Genomic DNA, 19,983 nt, shown 5'->3' with positions numbered 1-19,983 from the left:
AATCTGTGTTGCCTGAACTATCGCGCGCTTAGAAGCAAAATCAAAAGCAGGCAGAACAAGAACAAGAACAAGAACAAGAACACGGCGCATTTATTGGCGATTGCGACATGATCACCTTCTCGACTTTACGGTGGCCTGCTTTCTCTCTGGCGTATGGGCTTTAGACGTCGTCGAGGAATGCGTTTATATCTGCAAAAATCCACGTCGAACGACTGTAACTTAGACTTTGACTTCAAGCCCCATCGCTTATTGAAGCCCTACCCCCGCGAATACAACCAACGCCACACGACAACTACCCATCCAAGCAACCCAACCCAGAACGACGGGATGTCGCCCCACCTCCCGGCAGCAGCGAACACCCCCCTCAGCTATTGCCCCACCGCCTCACTGGCCGGCGCCAGTTGCAACACCTCGCTGGTATAAGCCCACTCCTCCTGAACCTTCTGCGGATGCTCGTTCAACTTGATCCCGTAGGACGGAATGATCTGCCTGACCTTCGCCTGCCACTGCGGCGTGGCCAACTTGTCCTTGAATACCTTGCCCAACAAGTCGAGCATGATCGGCGGCGCGGTCGAGGCTCCCGGCGAGGCGCCGAGCAAGCCGGCGATGCTGCCGTCCTTGGCGGTGACGATCTCGGTGCCCAGTTTCAACACCCCGCCCAGGTTCTCGTCCTTCTTGATGATCTGCACTCGCTGCCCAGCCTGCCACAAGCGCCAATCTTCCTTCCTGGCCTCGGGAAAGTAGGTCTGCAAGGCAGCGAAACGGTCATCGTCCGATTGCAGCACCTGGCCAACCAGGTACTGCACCAGGTCGAACTCACGCACCCCGACCCGCACCATCGGCCAGGTGTTGTGCACCGACATGCTGGCAAACAGGTCGAACAGCGAGCCTTCCTTGAGGAACTTGGTGGAGAACGTGGCGAACGGCCCGAACAGGATCATGCGCTTGCCATCGAGCACCCGCGTGTCCAGGTGCGGCACCGACATCGGCGGCGCGCCGGTGGCGGCGATGCCATAGGCCTTGGCCATGTGCCGTTGGGCGATGGCCGGGTTGTCGGTAACCAGGAACGAGCCCCCCACCGGGAAGCCGGCATAGTCCTTGGCCTCGTCGATGCCAGACTTCTGCAGCAGCGGCAGCGCCGCGCCACCAGCGCCGATGAACAGGAACTTGGCATCAGTGGCGGCGCTGCTGCCGTCCTTGAGGTTCTTGTACTGCACATGCCAACTGCCATCGTCGTTGCGAGTGATGGCCTCGACCTCGCTCGACAGCTTGAGGTCGAAGTTCGGCCGGGTCTGCAAGTAGCCGACGTACTGGCGGGTGATCTCTCCGAAGTTGACGTCGGTGCCGATAGGCGTCCAGGTAACCGCGAGTTTCTGCTTGGGGTCGCGCCCTTCCATCATCAGCGGCACCCACTTGGCAATCTGCGCCGGGTCTTCGGAATACTCCATCGGTTTGAACAACGGGCTGGCCTGCAACGCCTGGTAGCGACGCTTGAGGAAACTGATGTTGTCGTCGCCCCAAACGAAGCTCATGTGCGGCGTGGTATTGATGAACGAGCGCGGGTTCTTCAGTACGCCTTGCTTGACCTGCCAGGCGAGAAACTGCCGCGTCACCTGAAACGACTCGTTGATCTCCACCGCCTTGCTGATGTCGATCTTGCCATCCTTCTCCGGCGTGTAGTTGAGCTCGGCCAGGGCCGAGTGACCGGTACCGGCGTTGTTCCAGCCGTTGGAGCTCTCCTCGGCGACCTTGTCCAGACGCTCGACCATCTGCATCGACCAACTCGGTTCCAGTTCGTTGAGCCAGACCGCCAGGGTGGAACTCATGATGCCGCCGCCCACCAGCAGCACGTCCACGCGCTTGCTCTCGGCGGCCTGGGCATGCAGCCCCAGGGCCAGGGCCAGGCCGGCTAGCGCCCATTTGCTCTTGTCGGTGATTTTCATGTGCTCTCCATCTACGCCTGTGCGGGTCCTTTGGGTACGTCTGGATCAAGCGTAGCTGAGCGAATCGCTCGGGCATGCCCGCTTGACCAATGCACGGGTACGCCTGATAGGCGCGATACCGACAGGTGGTTGGGTTAGACTGCGCGCCATTTCCCAGGAACGCGACCATGGCGACGATCATCGGCCCCCGTGCAACCCTCTGCGGCCTGGCCGCGATCCTGTTGTGGAGCACGGCCTCGGCGCTGATCCGCAGCGTCAGCCAGTATTTCGGCGCCATTGGCGGCGCTGCCCTGATCTACAGCCTGGGCGCCGGGCTGCTGGTGCTCCTGCTGGGCAAGCCGCGGCTGCGCAAGGCCTCGCCCGGCTACCTGCTGGGCGGCTCGGCGCTGTTCGTGGCGTATGAGGTGTGCCTGTCGCTGGCCCTGGGTTACGCGCTGGACAGCACCCAGGCGATCCAGCTGATGGTGGTCAACTACCTGTGGCCAAGCCTGACCGTGGTGCTGGCCATCGTGATGAACCGCCAGCGCGCGCGTTGGTACATCATGCCGGGCACGGCCATGGCGCTGCTGGGCATTCTCTGGGTGGTCAGCGGTGATGGCCTGTCGTTGCACGGCGTGCTCGCCAATATCCGCTCCAACCCGCTGGGCTACAGCCTGGCGACCACCTGCGCGATCACCTTCGCGCTATATTGCAACGTGACCCGGCGTTATGCCGACGGGCAGAACCATGTGGTGCTGTTCTTCCTCCTGACCGCCGCGGTGCTGTGGCTGAAGTATGCCTTCAGCCAGGAAGTACTGCCGGCATTGCGCTGGGACGCGGGCCTGGAGTTGCTGGGCGCCGGCCTGGCCATGGCGGGCGGCTATGCGTTGTGGAACATCGGTATCCTGCGCGGCAACCTCACCCTGCTGGCCACCGCCTCGTATTTTGCCCCAGTGCTGTCGTCCGGGTTCGCCGCCCTGTGGCTGGGGGCACACCTGGCGTTGCAGTTCTGGCAGGGGGCGGCACTGGTCACCGCCGGCTCGTTGTTGTGCTGGCAGGCGACCCGCGCGCCTCGCCAGCGCTGTGCCGCGTAGCCATCGGCAAGGCTGACGCCTTCATGGCTGCTGATACTGGCTCAGGTACTTGTCCAGCACCGCCTTGTCGCCCTCCCCGGCCACCTGCCACAGGCGCCGCTCGATACCCTGCGCCAGCAGATGCCCCACCGCCGCCTCGATCGCCGACAGCACGCACAACTGCGCCGGCTCGTTGGTGGTGTAGCCCACCTCGGCCTCGAGCAGCTTCTTGAACTCGATGAACTTGAACACCCCGGCGCTGCGCCCCACCGAGTAGATGGTCTTGCTGGTCATGACGTTGGCCAGCACCTGCCCGGTGCGCACGTCCACTGCCCGCAGGTTGACCGTGACCTGGTCGACCCGGTACTCCCGGGACAGGTCGATGCCCAGGTAGCGCGCGCCCTCGCCGCCGCTGCGCACATTGGTGTCGTAGGCGATGATGCCGCCCTCGAGCATCAGGTTGGCGGCCTGCAGCGGTGGCAGCTCGCCCTGGATATTCTCGGCCACGTCGGGCTTTTTCTGCGAGGCGCGGATGATCTTGCGCTCGGTCAGCAGGTTCTGCAGGCCTTCGCGCTCCAGCACCACGAACCAGCCACTGGCATTGAGCGCGTCCATCAGCATGCTGGCCGCGCCCTGGGTGACGCTGGTGGAGAACGAGCTGGCCGGGGTCGGCTTGTACTGCCCGGTCTGGTCGCGGAAACCATATACCACCGCCATCAACCGCCCCCGCGGCCTGGGCATGTTGATCAGGTCGTAGTAGGTCGAGGCCCGCGGCGTCAGGGTCGGGGTCTGGCTGTCCTGTTCGGCCGGCATCGGCTCGCGCAGGCCGCAGCCTTGCAGGGCGGCGAGGATCAGCAGTGTGCTCAGCAGACGTTTCATGGTGTTCTCTCCCCTTGGGAAATGGCCGTCCCTCTCAGGGGTTCAGGCCGCTCACGTCGATGATCGAGACTTGTCCGGTGGCGCGGTCGGTGACCCGGATGCTCAAGGCGCCGGAGTCGTCGATCACATCGATGAGAAAGGCATCGGTGGCCATGCTGCCGCCCTGGCCGTTGCCGATGTTGTCCAGCAACTGCCCCAGCAGCCGCGATTCGAGCTGGTTGCTGAAGCGCTCCAGGGCACTGGTGGCGGCGAACGCCGAGCTGCGATCCTTGAGGTCGGGATCGTCATGGTCGTTCTGCGCCTGGGCGTTGTTCAGCAACCAGGTGCCGTTGAGCGGGTTGCCGCCGAAGGCCGGGTTGACCGGGGTGTACACCAGTTCCGTGGCCAGGGCCTGGCAACCGAGGCCTGCGGCCAGCAGGCAGGCGGCGACACGCAGGGGTATGTGGTGGCTCATAGCTCGTCCCTCTCCAGATCGGTTGTGTCCTGCAGCAGCCGTTGCAACTTGCGCTGGATAATCTGCTGGCGGACCAGGTCGGCGGCCTCGACGGCCTCGTCATTGAGTTGCGTGGTGTTCGGCGGCAGGAAGCGCCGGTACACCACCTCGCGTTCGTACTCCACCGTCACCAGGCTGCCCCAACGGGCATCCGGGCGTTCGCGCACCACCAGGTTGAAGTCGAGCCGGCTGGTGGCGCGCAGCCGGTCGCTGAAGGCGTAATAGAAGTCGTGGCCGATGTGCGAGATGGTGTTGTCGACGATGAAACCCATCATCTCGTCCTCGTCACCGGCGTAGGCCGCTGCCTGCGCCAGGGCCAGGCACAGGCAGGCCACGGCGACCAGGCGTTTCATGGCGCATCTCCAGGGCCTGTGTGGCTGCGGGCGCCGCTGGCGCTCTCGGCGAATGCCTGCTCGGCAACGAACTGCCAGTCGCTGTAGTGCTCCAGGCCTTCGAACGCGCTCCACTGGGCGTCGAAGCCGCTGCGCTTGAGCGGCGTGGCGTCGGAGCGGCTGTACACGCCAGTGATGCGGCCATCGACCGCGCGCAGCAGGCCCCAGTCGTCACTGCCGGTGACCGGGTCGGGGTACAGCCGACGCAGGTGGCGTTGCGGCGACGGGAAGCGATTGTCCTCGAGCAGCTCGGCCAGCGCCTGCGGGTACTGGGCCAGCCCCGGGGAGGCGCGATAGAAGCTGCGCAGCGCCTGGGCGTACTGGCCACCGATCCACAGCAGTTGACGCTCGTGCTCGCGCTGCACGCAGGTGCTCCACAAGGTGCCGCTGGCGGCCAGGACGACGCTGCTGACCGCGATCAGCAACAGCACCCCCAGGTAGGTGAAGCCACGCTCACCACTCGGCATAGAGGCTGCCATCACGCGCCCTCCCTGTAGCCCCGCTCTTGATGTCGGCGACGCCGCCGGCCACGCCCTCGGGCGGCGGTACCAGCTGCCAGGCGTCGCGGCGTTCGCTGATCGGGTCCAGCGGCGCGCCGCGCAGGTAGCGTTGTTCCACCAGTTGCTCGAGGGAATCGGGGTAGCGCCCGGTGTCGCCGTAGTAATGGTCCAGGGCCTCGCGCAGCACCGCCAGGCTCTGGCGCAGGGTGGCCTCGCGGGAGGCCTCGAGGCTGTTGAAGTAGCGCGGCAGGGCGATGGTCATCAGGGTGGCGATGATGGCCATGACCACCAACAGTTCGATGAGGGTGAAGCCCTTGCTCGGTTTCATCGCCATCACCATTGCCCGTAGGGGATGTTGTTGAGGCCCTTGCCCGGGGCCATGGAATACACGTCGAACACGTCCTCGCCTTCGCGCGGGTTGTCCGCGGCGCTGTCGTAGGCGCGCAGGCCCCAGCCGCCGTGGTCGTCGGCCTTGGCCGCGCGCAGCGGGTCGTGGGGGATGCGCCGCAGGAAGTAGAACTTCGCGCCCTTGGCACTGCGCACATCGCGCACGCCATCCACCAGCACCTGCAGGTTCGGCGGGTAGCCGCTGGCGTTCAGGCGCTTTTCGATATAGCCGGCGTCGAAGGCGCGCTTGTAGGCGTCGATGGCGTCGCGGATCTGGTATAGCGCCTCGCGTAGCTGCTGCTCCTTGCCCCGGCGCACCACGGTCTCGGTCAGCGGCGCGGCCATGCTGGCCAGCAGCCCGAGCAGCGCCAAGGTCAGCACCACCTCGATCAGGCTGAAGCCGTGCTGGCGGCGGTTCATGGCCGTGGGCTCCGCGCGCTGGGGACTACCGCCATCTGGCCCTGGACCACCGGCGCGGCATCGGTTTCCGGGCTGGGCGCATCGGTCGGCACGGTGCCGCTGGGCAGCGGCTGGGCCAGCTGGCGCACCTGCAGGCTCGATTCGGTGCCGGTGGCGAACTCCATGTCCGACGGGCTCTGGTACGGCAGGTTGCGCACGATGCGCGGGGTGATCGCCAGGACCAGTTCGGACTTGCTGTTCTCGTCATGGTTGCTGCCGAACAGCCGGCCCAGGCCGGGAATGTCGCCAAGGCCGGGGATCTTGTTGCCGCTGCCGGTCTTGTCGTTGCGCACCAGGCCCGCCAGGACCTGGGTCTCGCCGTCGTGCAGGCGCAGGCTGGTCTGGGCGTTGCGGGTGTCGACCTGCACCGGGATGGTGCCCTGGCGGGTCGGCTCCAGGGGCGTGGCGTTGCTCACTTCCAGCGCCACCTTGATTGCCACTTCGTTGTTCAGGTGCACGGTGGGCTGTACCTCGAGCTTAAGGCCGACGTCGAGGTAGGTGACACTCTCGGTGATCACCGGGCCCTGGGTCGAGGGCACCGAGGTGGCGCTGATGATCGGCACCCGCTGGCCGATGTGGATGCGTGCCTGCTCACGGTTGCTGACGCGTATCACCGGGCTGGCCAGGGTATTGATGTCCTTGTCCTGGGCGTTGATCTTGGCCTGGGGCGCCGGGGCGATGGAGATGCGCCCGGAGTTGATGCCGCGCAGCTGGTCGAGCACGCCCACCGGGGTGCCGTCGCTGTTGATCACGCCGAAGGTGTTCGGCCATTGCAGGCCGAGGTCGAGGATGCGCGAACGGGCCACCTCCATCACCTCGACCTCCAGCACCACCTCGGGGTTGGACTGGTCCTGGGACTGCAGCAGCTTCTCGGCCATGCGCACGGCGTCGGGGGTGTCGCGCATGGTCAGGGTGTTGAGGCGCTCGTCGACGAACACGTCGCGGGTCTTGAGCATGGTCTTGACCATGTTCAGCGCGGTATTGGCGTCGATGCTGGTCAGGTAGAAGGTGCGCATGACCAACTCCTGGTAGTCCTTGGTCTTCTGCGGCGAGTCGGGGTAGATCAGCAAGGTGTTGTCGTTGACGATCTTCTGGTGCAGCTGGTTCTGTTCCAGCAGCAGGGCCACGGCGTCCTCGATGCGCACCTCGCGCACAAAGATGGTGGCTTTCATGTCCGGGCGCAGGTCCTTGTCGAAGATGAAGTTGATCCCGGCAACCTGGGCCAGCACCTCGAAGATGGTCTTCAGGTTGGCGTCGCGAAACTCCAGGGTCACCGGCCGCTCCAGCTTGCTGCGCAACTGCGGGAACGGCGTGGCGGTGCGCGCCTGGACGTTCTCGATGTCGCTGCGCAGGGTCTGGCCCTTCTGGTTCTGCGGGTCGAGGCGCAGCACCTCGCGCATGTAGCGCTCGGCGCCGAACAAATCGCCCTGGCGCAGCGCCGCCTGGCCCAGGGCGACGCGCTCGTCGAGGGTGCGCATCAGCTCCAGTTGGCGGATGCCTTCCAGGGCGCGGCGATTGTTCGGCTCCAGGGTCAGGACCCGGCCATAGCCCATGCGCGCGCCGGCGAAGTCATGGCGCACGCGGTCGCTGTCGGCCTGGCCGAGCAAGGCTTCCACCGCCGTCTGCCGACCGTGGGCCAGGGCGATGTTCAGCTCGGTGTTGCGCGGCTCATCGCGCAGGGCCTCTTCCAGGCGGGCGATGCCGGCTCCGTATTGGCCTTGCTTGATCAAATCCTCGCCATCCTCGCGCACGGCGCTGGTACCGCAGGCGGCCAGTGCCGCGCACAGGGCCAGGAGCATGAATGGAGCAGGCTTGCACGACTTCGAAGGCTTCATGGTGCGCTCCCGACAGACAAGGTCTGTGGCTGGTGCAGTGGCAGGTAGACCAGGCTCAGCTCGGTGGCCGAGACACGGTCGAGGCGGTAGGTGTCGTCGATCACATCGCCCTGGCGCACGACGTAGAGCTTTTCGCCGCTCTGCAGAAAGATCTGCAGGTCGTCGCGCTCACCCATGCGGCCGATGAACTGGAACGGCAGCGCCGGGGCGCTGGGGGCAATGGGCGCTGGCGCGCTGAGCACAGGTTGTTCGCTGACCGTGGCCAGGGTTTGCGCTGGGGTCCATTGCTGGCTGGGGAACAGGTCGCGCGAAGGGCTGGCGGCCTCATCGCGGGCCAAGCTCGCTCCCACGTTGCTGGAAGACGCCTGGGGACGGGCCCGCACTGCGCTCGGCGCCGCTGCCTCCTCCCGATCAAACCAATGCCCCGGAGCCCACGCCAAGACGCCGCTCACGCCCAGGAAACCGACCCACATCACCGCACGCTGAGTGTTCATCACGACCTCGACAGGTAAAGGGTCATGCGTACACGGCCGCTGAGTTCGCGGTCGCCGATGCGCTTGCGTTGCAGCTCCAGGTCCTCGAGCACCAGGGTCGGCAGCTGGCCGATCAAGCCCTTGAGAAAGCCACGAATCTGTGGGTAGCTGCCACGCACCGGCAGGACAATCTGGTAGCGCGCCAGCTGTGTCTTGGGGTCGATGCCCAGCGCATATTCGCCGCGCGCCAGGCTAATGCGCTCAGCGCTAGCCAGGTGATACAAGCGCTCGATCAGTTCGCTGGCCTCGGGCTGGCCAGGCAGTTGCTGGCGCAGCTCATCCAGGGCCTGCTGCTCAGGCTTGGCCTGGACCTTCAGCTCGCCCCGCGCCAGGCGCTGAACCTGCACCGCCGCGTCGGCTTCGGCGGCGCGCAGCGCTCGCACGGCCTGCCACTGCGGCAGTACCGAAGCCAGGGCAAAGCCCAAGGCCAGCAGGCCGACCAGCAGCGCGGCCAGCCCTGCCCGCCCCAGGCGCAGGGCGGCTTCATGGATCAACAGACTAGGGACGCGCATGGCCGGTCTCCCAGGTGGCGATGAGGTTGAAGCGCACCGGGTGTTCGGCCTGCCCGGCCAGCACTTCGTGGTTAAGCAAGGACACGTCCGAGAGCTGCTCGCTGCGCTCCAGGCGCTGGTGGTACTGCAGCATCGCCTCGAGGTTGCGGGCCTCGGCGCTGATCCGTACCTGGCCCTTGCGCGCATCGGGAGTGAGGCTGAGCAGCGCCACGTCTTCCTGGGGCATGGCCTCGAGCATGGCGAACAACTGCTGCCAGGGCCGCTGCAACTGCAGCGAGACGCTGCGCATCTGGGCCAGGCGCTCGGCCTGCTGGCGAATCACCGCGCTGCTCTGCGGCGCGGCAGTGGCCGGACGGCGGCCGAGCTTGAGTTCGAGCTGGTGCACGCGGTCCTCGAGGGCCACTTGCTCGTTCACCAGGTGCTGCTGGGCCAGTACCAGCAGCGCCAGCACGGCGCCGCCCAGGGCCAGCAGTGCCCAGGCTGTCGGGCCGCTGTGGCGGGGCTGGAGTTCCAGGTCGAGGCGGCGCATATCAGGCCACCGCCCGCCACATGGCGCACAGCGGATCGGCCTCGGCGTCCGGCTGGCACAGCTGCACCGCGCCGATAGCCGGGTGCGTGCCACGGCCCGGGGCATGCAGGTACACCCTCGGCGGTTGCGCGCCGTACAGCTCGCAGGTGCGCTCGATCAGCGCCTGCAAGGCCTGGTCGTTGTCGGCGCAGCTCTGGGCCAGCACCTGTTGCCAGGCACCGCCGGCGGCCAGCAACAGCACACTGCGACGCGGCTCGGCGAGGACGAAGAGGAAGTCACCCGGCTGCAACTGCGCCGAGCAGCGGTTGTAGGCGGCCATCAGGTAGGGTTGCACCGAGCGCAGGCGCAGCCGGCGCTCCCGGCCCAGCGCCTGCAAACCCTGCAACAGCGCCTCGGGCAAGGCCGTGGCGATGCGCGCGGCGCCGGCCGGCTCTGGCGAGAGCACGATGCGCCAGTCGTCCAGGGCCTGGCCATAAAGCTGTTCGAAGCAGGCCCGGGCATAAGCCTGGAGCTCGCGTGGGTGGCCGATGGCATCGCTCCACGGCACCAGGCAGAAGCGGCTGTAGCGCGCCGAGAGCAGCACCCGCAGTTGCGCCCCCCGCACCGGGTGCTCGCTCAACAACCCACCCAGGGCCTCCAAGGCCGGCGCCCAGGCTGGCTGCGCGGCATCGCAGGCGAAGGCGCGGCTGCCCAGCCACGGGTGTTGATGGCCGTGCCAGCGCCCCAGGCCGACACCCTCGGCGCCGAGCACGGCGCAGTATTTGTCAGGCGATAAATGTGACACGGTTGATCTCCTCCAAGGTGGTGCGGCCCGCGCGGACCAGGTCCAGGGCCGAGGCCCGCAGCAGGCGCAGGCCGCGCTGGCAGGCCAACTGCTTGATCTGCGCGAGCGGACGGCGCTCGACGATCATCTGGCGCAGGTCATCGTCCAGGTGCAGCAGTTCGGCGATGGCGCTACGCCCGCGGTAACCGCTGCCACGGCACTGCCCACAGCCCTGGGCGCGAACGAATTGCCAGCCTTCGACCGCCGCGCGGGCCAGGCCCGAGGCAGCCAGCAGCTCGTCGTCCGGTACCCGGCTCACCGCGCAATGCGGGCAGGCCAGGCGCACCAGGCGCTGGGCCAGCACGGCGTTGAGCGCCGAGACGAAGCTGTAGGGATCGACCTGCATCTGGCTGAAGCGGCCGATCACGTCGAACACGTTGTTGGCGTGGATGGTGGTGAACACCAGGTGCCCGGTGAGCGCCGACTGCACGGCGATCTGCGCGGTGTCCGCATCGCGAATCTCGCCGACCAGGATCTTGTCCGGGTCATGGCGCAGGATCGAGCGCAGGCCACGGGCGAAGGTCAGGCCCTTCTTCTCGTTGACCGGGATCTGCAGCACCCCGGGCAACTGGTACTCGACCGGGTCCTCGATGGTGATGATCTTGTCCACGCCGTGGTTGATCTCGCTGAGCATGGCGTAGAGGGTGGTGGTCTTGCCGCTGCCAGTGGGGCCGGTGACCAGGATCATGCCGTAGGGTTCGCCAGCCAGCCGGCGCAAGGCGCGCAGGGTGTGCTCCTCGAACCCCAGGGCCTGCAGTTGCACGCCGCTGACCTGGTCGGACAGTTCCTGCTTGTCGAGCACCCTCAGCACCGCGTCCTCGCCGAAGATGCTCGGCATGATCGACACACGAAAGTCGATCTGGCGCTCACCGATGGCCACCTTGAAACGGCCGTCCTGGGGCACGCGTTTCTCGCCGATGTCCAGTTCGGCCATGACCTTGATGCGCGAGATAACCTGTTCGGCAAAGGCGCTGCCACTGGCCTTGCCGGCAGCGTTGAGCACGCCGTCGATACGGTACTTGATCACCAGGCCCTGGCCGGTCATGCCCAGGTGGATGTCGCTGGCGTGCAACTTGAGGGCGTCGTAAAGGGTCGAGTTGACCAGCTTGACCACCCGGCTCTGGTCCTCGCTGATGCTGGTCAGCGACAAGCGTTGCAGCGGATCGGCCTCGGTGCTGGCCTCGCAGTCCTGATCGAGCGCCTCGACGGCGTGAAAGCTTTCTTCATGGCGGGCGAGGAACGCGGCCAGGTCGGCGGCGTGGGCCAGGTACAGCGGCAAGCCTTGCAGGCAGTCGTCGATCCAGGCCAGGCGGGCGCTGTCGAAGGGGTCGGCGAACACCCCGATCAACGCGCCATCGTGCTCCACCAGGGCGAACTCGCGCTTCAGGCACTGGGCCAAACTGGCCTTGTCGAACCGTGCGCTGCTGGCCAGCAAGGCCTGGGTGGCCAGCACCGGGTAATGCAGGGTTACCGCCAGGCGCTGGATGAAGGTGGCCGGGGTGTCGCCGCAGAGGCGCTCCAGGCAGGCCAGCAGCCGCTCTTCGCCGGCTTGCTGGCGGGCCTGGGCCATGAGCTCGCGGGGGTAGCCGGCAATCGCCGGGCAAGCACGCTCCCAGGCAACGGGCTGCAGACTCGTGGCAGCAGGCTTGCCCTGCGATTGGTCCAGTGGATCTGTATCGAATGCCTGGGGCATGGCCTGCGACTCCGCTCAGGGGCGGCGCCGCGGGCCAGGAGCCTTGGGCGCCGCTATTCCCCGGTGAGCAGTTGTTCGTCGTCAGGTTCGGCGGGCTTGCCACCGTTGCGTCGGCGGTCGGCCAGGACCCAGCTGCCATCGTACAACTGCAAGGGGAACGACTCGTTCCTGTTCTGGCGTCGCTCGACGAACCCCGCGGCGGGGTGGTCCGTGGCCCTGCGCTGGCGCTCGATGCCCATCAGGTCGAAGACCGCGCGGGCCAGTTCCACTAGCGGGAACGGCTTGAACAGGACATGGCTCACCCCAAGCTCGGCGGCCCGCTCACGAACCTCGGCGGTCGGGTGGGCGGTGATCAGCACGAAATGGCACTGCCTGTTCCTGCGCACGGTCTCCAGGACCTGAAACCCCTCCATGTCGGGCAAGCGGTAATCCAGCACGATCACGTCCGGTGCCAGGCTCGCGGCCAGTTCGATGCCGGTGGCACCGTCGTGGGCGAGATGGACCTGCAGGCCTTGCGCCTGCAAATACGCCTGCAGGTTCTGCGCAAGGGTCTGTTCGTCATCGACTACCAGTACTCTGTTCACCAAGGTCCACTCCCCTGAACTGCCCGGTTTCCCGGTCTGCGAAGTGCGGCCTTGAAGAGCCTTGAGCAGGCTTCGTGCCAGGCATGAAAAGTCACCGCACACCGCTGTTAAGTCACTGATATTGCTGGTACTACCTGATCGCTTACGGCCGTGTAAGCGGGCGCTTCCCCACAACCGGGGAAGCTAATGGCATATTGCCTTGCAACGATTCCCCAATTGTGGGGAAACACCCAGGCGGCCCTTCATTCGGCGCGCTCCACTGTAGCGGCGTCGCGCAAGCGCTGGCGTACCGCTTGCCGGGCCTGGGCCTGCAATTGCGCGACAAGCGCATCCCTGGCCAGGCCCAGGCCGTGTTCAGTTGAGACAGAAGTATTAGCACTTTGGTTCTGCTGTCCTTGCAAAGCTTGCACATTGGCCTGAAAAAAGGCGGCAACCTCGGCGTCGCTGGGCGGCTCGATGGCAGTCAGCCGCGCATATGCCTGCTGGGCGGCCAGTTCATGACGAGTGTAGTCAGCGAAGCCGGGGCGATCGAAGCCCGCCTCCTGCAGACGTCGCTCGAACAGCGCCGGGCTGCCGAACGCCGTTTCCACCGCGGCCAGCTGGGCCTGGACCTGCGCGTCGCTGATTTCGATGCCCTGGCGCCGCGCCTCCTGCCACAGCAGCTCCTTGTCGATCAACTCATCCAGCGCCTGGTCACGCAGGCGCTTGTACAGCGTGGGGTTGCGGATGCTGGTCAGCGCCCGGCCCTGGGCCTGGAGGTAATCGCTGAAGTAGCGCTCCAGGCGCAGCACGCCGATTTCCACGCCGTTGACCCGTGCCACGGGCTGCTCGGCGTAGCTCATCTGGGCGAACAGCAACAGGCATAGCAACATTTTCATCAGCGCATCCTCGCTACAAACCCGTAGAAACCGGTCTTGCCGGCGGATACTGGGAAGCCCCGCGCCCACGCCAGCCCCTGGATTCGTTTATGGCACCTGCGGCAGCGCACGATACGGCGCCACCTCGACAAACCGCGGTCCCGGCCAGCTGACCGCAACCACATGGGCTCCTGCCAGGCCCTGGCGCCGCCCCGGGCCAAACCCCAGCAACGGTGTCAACCCGGTGTCGATGTCATGCAACTGCTCCAGGGCCAGCAGCAACTGCTCGCGGCTGGCATCGCGCCCAACCTGCTTCAATGCCTCCGTCAGCAGTCGCCAGGCGCACAAGGTGCTGACCTGCAACGATGCCTGCCGGGCATCCAGCCCCTGGCGTTGCTGCATGCCGGCCAAGGCCACCCTGCCCTGCGCGGTCCAGTCACCGGGGACGAAGGGGTAAGCCAGGAACACCCGCTGCGACCACCGCGCCGGCAAGTCTGGCACGGCACTGGCCACCTGCGCCGAGGCCGCGAACAGATAGGGTGTGCGCCCAACGGCCTGCAAGCGATCGGCCAGCTCGGCGAAGGCCTGGGCTCGTCCAACAAAGACGATCCCCTCGCCTGGTGCCGGCGTGCCGACAGCCTCTTGCGGCGGCGATGGCGACCACCCCAGCTGCTGCAGGCGCTGGCGCAGGGCCTCGGCGTTGGCGGCCTGGTCTTCTCCGGCATAAACGATCTGCAGGTTCTCCAGGCGCAAGGTTTCCCGAGCATGCAGCGCAACGCTGAGCAACTGTTCGGGTACCCCGGGCAAGGGGTCGAATACCAGGCTGCCGCCGCCTGCGCGAGGCGTGCTGCCAATCAGCGGCACGCCCGCGCGCGCCAGGACCTGGGTGTCGAGCAGCGGCGCCACGGGCGCGACCAGCGCGAACACCTGTCGTTGCAACAGCGCCTGCAATGCCTGCCGCGTGCTGACCGGGTCGTACCCCGGATCCTGTACCAGCAACTGCACGCGCCGACCATGGACGCCGCCCTGCTGGTTCAGTTGCTCGACACCATCCTCCAACACTGCGCGCACCACCCGCCCGACCTCGGCCAGCGGCCCCTGCTGCGGCAGCAGGGTGCCCAGGCGCAAGCTGCCCTCTTGCACCCCGGGATCGCGCTCCTCGCCCAGGCGCTTTAGATAGGCCGTGAGGTTGCGCTGGTCGGCCAGGCTCAGCTCGAAGCGCGGCATCGCCGGGTCGAGGCGGTTGCCGCCAGGGTCGATGCCGGTACGGATGACGCGCGCCAGGCTGGCGTCGCTGTAGGCCGGGTAGCGCCGGCTATTGCTTTCGCGCTCGCCCTGGCCCAGCGCCAGGCGCTGCCAGTCCAGGCTCGGCGGGCGCACCCCGCCTTCGCTGCGGCCACGGCCATCGTTGCCGTGGCAACTGGCGCAAGGCAACACGCTGGCCGGCACGCTGATGTCGCTGGCACCGACCAGGGCGGTGAGTTGGGCGTCGCTGCTGGACAGGCCTTCGCGGTACAAACGTTTGCCGGCTTGTTCGTTGGCGGTGAGCTCAAGGGCCACGGCGGGGCCCTGTGACGCCATGCAGTAGATAAGTGCCATCATCCATGAAAGCCTCAAGCGAAACCTTGTGGGAGCGGCCTTGGGTCGCGTATAGGACGCGCAGCGTCTCCAGGATGTCAGCACAGACACATGAATCGCCGGGGCTGCTTCGCAGCCCTTTCGCCACGCAAGGCCGCTCCTACAGGCCTTGCGCCAGCGCTCGACAACGTGTTCCCACAGCGACCGGGCCATGGCTGCTATCGTCCGGCCAGGGGTTGGGCCAGCAATTGCAGGCGCTGGGCAATGGCCGCAGGCGGCGCGTCGGGGCGGATCTTGCTCCAGCGCTTGCCCGCCACATCCCCGGCGATCAACTGCGTCGAATGCTGTTCCGGGCTGGGCAGGAACTGTCCCAACCGCCCGAGCACCAGGTCGACGCTGGCCTTGTCGCCGGTGAGGAACAGCCAGTTCGGCCCATCCACCCCCTGCTGGCCGGCAAAGGCCTTGAGCACCTCGGGGCTGTCGTTGAGCGGATCGCTGCTCACCGAGACGAAGGTCACCTGCGCCGCCAGCGCTGGCGTCATGGCCTGGCGCACCTCGCGCAGCTTGCGGGTAATCAGCGGGCAGGCATCGTTGCAGTGGGTGAAGATCACATTGAGCATCACCACCTTGTCCTTGAGCACATCGCTGTAGAAGCGCAGCGTGCGGCCGTTCTGGTCCATGAGCACGGTATCGGTGAACCAGGCCTGCGCATCGCGGGTACCGCCGCCGCTGGCCATCGGCTGCGGCGCCGGTTGCGCGGTCGGGGCGTGGCCCTCATGGGCCAGGGCCATCGAGGTGAAGATCCACAGGCAGGCCGCCAGCACCAGCCAGTCGAGGCTGCGCATGCGTGAAGTGTGACTACTCATGGTTGTGCCTCCTGACCGGCGATGGCCGTGCTCTTGGCATGCACCCGGCGGGCGCCGAGGCGGTTGATCTCGGTGACCAGCACGTTGGGGTCGGTGAACCCGTAAAAACGTGTCCAATGGCCACTGCGCCCGTCACCGACCAGGATCAGCGGCGGGTGCTCGCTGAGGTTGGCACTGAAACTGCCCAGCCCCTTGAGGGTTTCGCTGATGGCGTAGGGCGAACCGGTCAACCAGCTCCAGCCCGGCCCGTGCTGGAAGGCCCGTGCATACCCGGCCAGGCGCTTGGCATCGTCGCGCTGCGGGTCGACGCTGATAGACACCAGGCGGATCTCCTCCCCCACCCGACCACCGAGCTGCTGCTGGACCTTGCTCATGATCGACGACACCACCGGACACACCGTGGTGCAACTGGTGTAGATGAAGCCCATGACCACCAGGTGGTCGCCGACCAGGTCCTGTTCCAGGCGCACCGGCATACCGTCCTGGTCAAGCAGCGACACATCGGCGAAGCGCACGCTGGCCTTTTCCTGGCGCACGGCGGGCGGCTCGGCGGGCTTGGAGCCGTGCTCATGGCCGGCATGGGCCAGGGCCAACGGGCTGGCCAGCAAAAGGCTCAAGCCCAGCAGGGTGGTGGCGGTGGGTCGATTCATCGCAGGCTCCTGGGTTTCCCTTGGGAAGCGGTGGGTGGCGCCGTGGCCGGCAGCACGCGCAGGCTGGTGTAGTTCTCTTCGGCGAAGGCGCGGCCAAGGCTGGGCGACTGCACGTGCAGGTACCAGGCGCCGGCTTCGGCCAGCTCCAGCGCGGCCTGGTAGACCCCCTCGCCCATGTCCACCAACTGCACGTTGCGCGGCAGCGACGAGGGCGCGAGGAAGTAGCGCAGGGTCAGGTCGCTCAAGCCGGTGCGCGGCTGGCCGTCCTCACCGAGGATGCGTACTCGGGCCAGGTACGGGCTGTGCTGGCGCGCCAGTTGGTCGGCACCGATGAACTCGGCATGAGCACGTTTGTGCAGGCTGGACTGCGGCACCGCCGCCACCTCGGTGCTGAAGCAATGGATGATCTGCGGCTGGTTGAGCAGGAACGCCACATCGAAGGTACCGGCGGCCGGCAATTTCACCGTCGAGCCATACACCCCCGGCGCCAGCTCGCGCAGGCTGCGGTCGATGACGATGGCCGCGCGGGCCTGGTGGCCGCGGTTGTTGTAGCCGGACATCGGCGCGTTCATGCCTTCGGCGTAGAAATAAGTGGTGTTGTCCACCGGGTTGACCACGAACACCGCGTTGTCGTCGCGCGACACGCTCACGCCCTGGGCCAGCGGCAGGTCACCGGCCTGGCGCGGCGCCGCGGGCCCGGCCTCGAAGCCCTGGACGATAGGCTCACGGCCCTGGCCGAGGCTGGCCAGGTTGATCATGCTGACTTTCGCCGAGGCCAGGCCGCGCACGTAGGCATAGCCCTTGGTGAAGGTCAGCTGGTAGGGCTCGGCGGCCACCGCGATGCGGTGGATCAACTGGTCGTTGCTGGCATCGATCACCAGGGCCTGGTTCTCCAGGGTGTTGAGCACCACGCCATAGCGTCCGTCGCGGCTGAAGCGCATCGGCCCCAGGCCCTGCTCGGCCTTGACCTTGTGGCGCAGCTGGTGGCTGCGGGCGTCGATCACCCACACCATGCCCTCCTCGCCATCGACCACATATACCGCCTGGGACAGCGTCGAATACGCCACCGCCAACGGCTGGCGACCGACCTCGAGGGTCTTCACCAGGCGCATCTGGGCGATGTCGATCACGCTCAAGGTGCCAGCATCGCGATTGCTGACGAAGGCATACCGTGAGTCGGCGCTGAAGGCGATCTCGTGGTGGCCGGAGCCGGTGGCGAACGATTTGAGCGTGATGCGGCTGGGCACATCGATCACCGTCACCCCGCCCTTGGCCGGGTCGCTGCTGTTGTTGCCCACCCACAGCAGGCGCTGGTCAGGTTGCAGGGCCACCCGCAGCGGCTGTTCGCCGGCCTCCAGGGTGGCCACGCGGGTGAAGGTTTCGGTGTCGACCAACGCCACCTGGTTGCGTTCGGGCATGGACACGAACACCTGCTTGTCATCGCCGGTGGCCACCCAGTCCATGGGTCGTCCGGGCAGGTCGATGCGCGCCAGGGTGCTGGTGACCCCGCCCACCGAAACCGTGGGGTCGATCACCGTGAGGCTGGCGTCCTTGTTCAGCACCAGCAGGAAGTAGCTGTTGAGGTCGAGCAAGGGTCTGGCGCCGATGCTGCTTTTGAGGAATAGCGCCACCCGTGCCTTGCAACTGCTGTCGCGATCACCGACCGGGGCCGCTTGCGCCGGGTCCAGCCAGGCACCGGGGGCCATGCCCGACAGCGGCTGGCCGCTGGCCTGGTCGCTGACCTTGAAGCGGATGCTGGCGAAGTCGCCCTCACGCAGTTCGCTGCCGCTCAGGGACCGCGCCTCGAACTCGACTGTCACCCCGTCGCGGCTGAGCCGATGCAGGGCCTGGGGATCGGCGGCCTCCTGCAACAGCTCGCGGGGGTCGCACCAGAGCTTTTCGTAGGCGACCCCCAGGCCGATCAGCGCACTGCCCAGCAGCAGGCCCAGGTACACCGGGCGTAGCTTGCGGTTCATGCCGACACGCCGGGGTTGGACAGTTCGAGGGGGATGAACATGCTGCACCTCCACAGGAGAAAGGGCTTCTGTGCAGGGTGCAAGCAAGCGTTATGCCATGAATAAATGGCTTTTAAATCAGTTAGTTAGCATGGAGTGATGGAAGATACTGGGGAGGCTGACCCAAAGCCGGGGCACCCAGTGGGTTTGCCTGATGGGAGGATTTTCGCCCATTGCGCCTCCCAAGCACGCACCCCGTCATAGCGGTTCCACCGCCAAGGCCATTGCCTTCGACAAGCGCGGTGTATGCCGCGCTGGGCTGGGCGGCCACAACCGAAATGGCCAAGACCTTGCACCAGGCCCCTGATAGTTTTTCCAGTTGCGCGGTTTGACGGCGGATGCGACAACCCTCAAGGTCAGGGTACTGCCCGAACCTTGCAAGGAGCCAAACGATGCATTTCGACCTGATCCAGACCCTGAGCCTAGCCGGCAAACCCGACGTCCCCAACGACGACCGCGTCGGCTGCGCCGATCGCCACGCCTGGGTGATCGATGGCGCCACCGACCTTGGCGAGCCCGGCCTGCTCGGGGCTCGTGGCGGCGCGACCTGGCTGTCGAGCACCGCGCAGCGGGCCTTTGCCGGGGCGTCGGGGAGCTTGCGGGACATCTGCACCAGCGTCTTCGAGCAGATCGCCCAGGCCTACCAACGCGATCGCCAACGCGAACCCGTGGCCCCCTGGGAATTGCCACGCGCGGCTTTCGCCGCCGTGGCGCTGGAGGGCAACCAACTGGTCTGCGCGCATCTTGCCGATTGCGTGGTCCTGCATCGCAGCGCTGGCGGTGTGCACTTTCTGACCCCCGATCCCGACCACCAGGCCGAGGGTGCCGAAGCCGCTGCGCTGGGCCCCGGCACCGGTGCTCACGGCATACGCAGCGAGGCCGTGGTGCTCGATCGCCGCGCCTCCCGCGAGCGTGCCCGGACAGTGCTGGGGGTCGATGCGGCGCAGTCCGCGGCAGGCACGCTTTACTCGCGTGCGCCAGCAGCTCCCGGGGACGATGTGGTGTTGATGAGCGACGGCTTCGCCGCGCTGTTCGACACTTATCAGGTCTGTGACCCCACAGCTTTCATCAGGCGCCTGCACAGCCATGGGCTTGCCGATCTGGGCAATACATTGCGCGCAATCGAGAACCTGGATGATGCCTGCCTGCGCTACCCACGCTTCAAGATGAGCGACGACGCTTCGGCAATCTGGCTGCGCATCGCCGGCCCCCTGCCGGCGAACCCGGCGATGCGCTAGTCGCTGAACCGATATCGCGGAACAAGCCCGCTGCCACGTTCGCGTCTCTGTGTGCCTGCCCAGCCCGCAAGGCTGGGTGATCGCCTGAGAGGAAACTCTCGGCGCGCTGCACCGGTCACAGCCTTTGAGCATGCAACAAGGACCGCAACCCAAAGGAGACTGGAC

General features: G+C 66.6%; 21 protein-coding genes. 2 read left to right on the top strand and 19 right to left on the bottom strand.

Features of this window, described 5'->3' with window-relative positions:
- Positions 1-368 precede the first annotated feature (368 nt).
- Entirely contained in the window at positions 369-1,943 is a 1,575-nt protein-coding gene (gene mqo, locus E3U47_RS17775; protein ID WP_134692983.1) for a malate dehydrogenase (quinone), read from the bottom strand.
- 167 nt (positions 1,944-2,110) lie between these two features.
- Between mqo and yddG the strand changes: the two genes are divergently transcribed.
- Positions 2,111-3,016, top strand: a complete 906-nt coding sequence (yddG, locus tag E3U47_RS17770) for an aromatic amino acid DMT transporter YddG (protein WP_134692982.1) — start codon at positions 2,111-2,113, stop codon at positions 3,014-3,016.
- 21 nt (positions 3,017-3,037) lie between these two features.
- Here yddG and E3U47_RS17765 read toward each other — a convergent pair whose 3' ends face one another.
- From E3U47_RS17765 to E3U47_RS17680, 18 genes are all read right to left on the bottom strand, one after another.
- On the bottom strand, positions 3,038-3,874 hold the full coding sequence (locus E3U47_RS17765) for a CsgG/HfaB family protein (protein WP_134692981.1): 837 nt from the start codon (positions 3,872-3,874) through the stop codon (positions 3,038-3,040).
- 34 nt (positions 3,875-3,908) lie between these two features.
- Positions 3,909-4,328 carry a curli assembly protein CsgF gene (locus tag E3U47_RS17760; RefSeq protein WP_134692980.1) on the bottom strand — a complete coding sequence of 140 codons (420 nt, stop codon included), beginning with the start codon at positions 4,326-4,328 and terminating at the stop codon, positions 3,909-3,911.
- Entirely contained in the window at positions 4,325-4,720 is a 396-nt protein-coding gene (gene csgE, locus E3U47_RS17755) for a curli production assembly/transport protein CsgE (RefSeq protein WP_134692979.1), read from the bottom strand. Before csgE ends, E3U47_RS17760 begins: the two co-directional genes overlap by 4 nt.
- The gene (locus tag E3U47_RS17750) at positions 4,717-5,238 is read right to left on the bottom strand and encodes a type II secretion system protein (protein WP_134692978.1); all 522 of its coding nucleotides are present in this window, start codon (positions 5,236-5,238) and stop codon (positions 4,717-4,719) included. The genes csgE and E3U47_RS17750 overlap by 4 nt, the downstream gene beginning before the upstream one ends.
- The gene (locus E3U47_RS17745; RefSeq protein WP_134692977.1) at positions 5,213-5,587 is read right to left on the bottom strand and encodes a type II secretion system protein; all 375 of its coding nucleotides are present in this window, start codon (positions 5,585-5,587) and stop codon (positions 5,213-5,215) included. Before E3U47_RS17745 ends, E3U47_RS17750 begins: the two co-directional genes overlap by 26 nt.
- A 5-nt stretch (positions 5,588-5,592) precedes the next feature.
- Positions 5,593-6,066: a type II secretion system protein gene (locus E3U47_RS17740; protein WP_134692976.1), complete on the bottom strand. Its 474-nt coding sequence runs from the start codon at positions 6,064-6,066 to the stop codon at positions 5,593-5,595.
- Positions 6,063-7,940, bottom strand: coding sequence for a secretin N-terminal domain-containing protein (locus E3U47_RS17735; RefSeq protein ID WP_134692975.1), 1,878 nt, complete (start codon positions 7,938-7,940; stop codon positions 6,063-6,065). The genes E3U47_RS17740 and E3U47_RS17735 overlap by 4 nt, the downstream gene beginning before the upstream one ends.
- Complete coding sequence (locus E3U47_RS17730; protein WP_134692974.1) at positions 7,937-8,434, bottom strand: hypothetical protein; 498 nt, start codon at positions 8,432-8,434, stop codon at positions 7,937-7,939. Before E3U47_RS17730 ends, E3U47_RS17735 begins: the two co-directional genes overlap by 4 nt.
- The gene (pilO, locus tag E3U47_RS17725; RefSeq protein ID WP_134692973.1) at positions 8,434-8,985 is read right to left on the bottom strand and encodes a type 4a pilus biogenesis protein PilO; all 552 of its coding nucleotides are present in this window, start codon (positions 8,983-8,985) and stop codon (positions 8,434-8,436) included. The genes E3U47_RS17730 and pilO overlap by 1 nt, the downstream gene beginning before the upstream one ends.
- Entirely contained in the window at positions 8,972-9,514 is a 543-nt protein-coding gene (locus tag E3U47_RS17720) for a pilus assembly protein (RefSeq protein WP_134692972.1), read from the bottom strand. Before E3U47_RS17720 ends, pilO begins: the two co-directional genes overlap by 14 nt.
- A 1-nt stretch (position 9,515) precedes the next feature.
- Positions 9,516-10,298 carry a hypothetical protein gene (locus tag E3U47_RS17715; RefSeq protein ID WP_134692971.1) on the bottom strand — a complete coding sequence of 261 codons (783 nt, stop codon included), beginning with the start codon at positions 10,296-10,298 and terminating at the stop codon, positions 9,516-9,518.
- Positions 10,279-11,907, bottom strand: a complete 1,629-nt coding sequence (locus tag E3U47_RS17710; RefSeq protein WP_134692987.1) for a GspE/PulE family protein — start codon at positions 11,905-11,907, stop codon at positions 10,279-10,281. Before E3U47_RS17710 ends, E3U47_RS17715 begins: the two co-directional genes overlap by 20 nt.
- Positions 11,908-12,083: 176 nt before the next feature.
- Positions 12,084-12,617, bottom strand: coding sequence for a response regulator (locus E3U47_RS17705; protein ID WP_134692970.1), 534 nt, complete (start codon positions 12,615-12,617; stop codon positions 12,084-12,086).
- A 239-nt stretch (positions 12,618-12,856) separates the two neighbouring features.
- A complete protein-coding gene (locus E3U47_RS17700) occupies positions 12,857-13,492 on the bottom strand; it encodes a SurA N-terminal domain-containing protein (protein WP_134692969.1) in 636 nt (211 codons plus the stop codon).
- Between the two features lie 87 nt (positions 13,493-13,579).
- Entirely contained in the window at positions 13,580-15,052 is a 1,473-nt protein-coding gene (locus E3U47_RS17695; protein WP_134692986.1) for an ABC transporter substrate-binding protein, read from the bottom strand.
- A 215-nt stretch (positions 15,053-15,267) separates the two neighbouring features.
- Positions 15,268-15,915, bottom strand: coding sequence for an SCO family protein (locus E3U47_RS17690; RefSeq protein ID WP_134692968.1), 648 nt, complete (start codon positions 15,913-15,915; stop codon positions 15,268-15,270).
- Positions 15,912-16,565 carry an SCO family protein gene (locus tag E3U47_RS17685; RefSeq protein WP_134692967.1) on the bottom strand — a complete coding sequence of 218 codons (654 nt, stop codon included), beginning with the start codon at positions 16,563-16,565 and terminating at the stop codon, positions 15,912-15,914. The genes E3U47_RS17690 and E3U47_RS17685 overlap by 4 nt, the downstream gene beginning before the upstream one ends.
- Positions 16,562-18,541 carry a cytochrome D1 domain-containing protein gene (locus E3U47_RS17680; protein ID WP_134692966.1) on the bottom strand — a complete coding sequence of 660 codons (1,980 nt, stop codon included), beginning with the start codon at positions 18,539-18,541 and terminating at the stop codon, positions 16,562-16,564. Before E3U47_RS17680 ends, E3U47_RS17685 begins: the two co-directional genes overlap by 4 nt.
- Positions 18,542-18,972: 431 nt before the next feature.
- Here E3U47_RS17680 and E3U47_RS17675 point away from each other — a divergent pair, with 431 nt between their 5' ends.
- The gene (locus tag E3U47_RS17675) at positions 18,973-19,818 is read left to right on the top strand and encodes a protein phosphatase 2C domain-containing protein (RefSeq protein WP_134692965.1); all 846 of its coding nucleotides are present in this window, start codon (positions 18,973-18,975) and stop codon (positions 19,816-19,818) included.
- Positions 19,819-19,983 lie beyond the last annotated feature (165 nt).

The organism is Pseudomonas sp. RIT623 (assembly GCF_004519305.1).
Classification (GTDB): domain Bacteria; phylum Pseudomonadota; class Gammaproteobacteria; order Pseudomonadales; family Pseudomonadaceae; genus Aquipseudomonas.
Note: the sequence above shows the minus strand (reverse complement) of the source record. Positions and strands in the feature narration are given on the sequence as shown.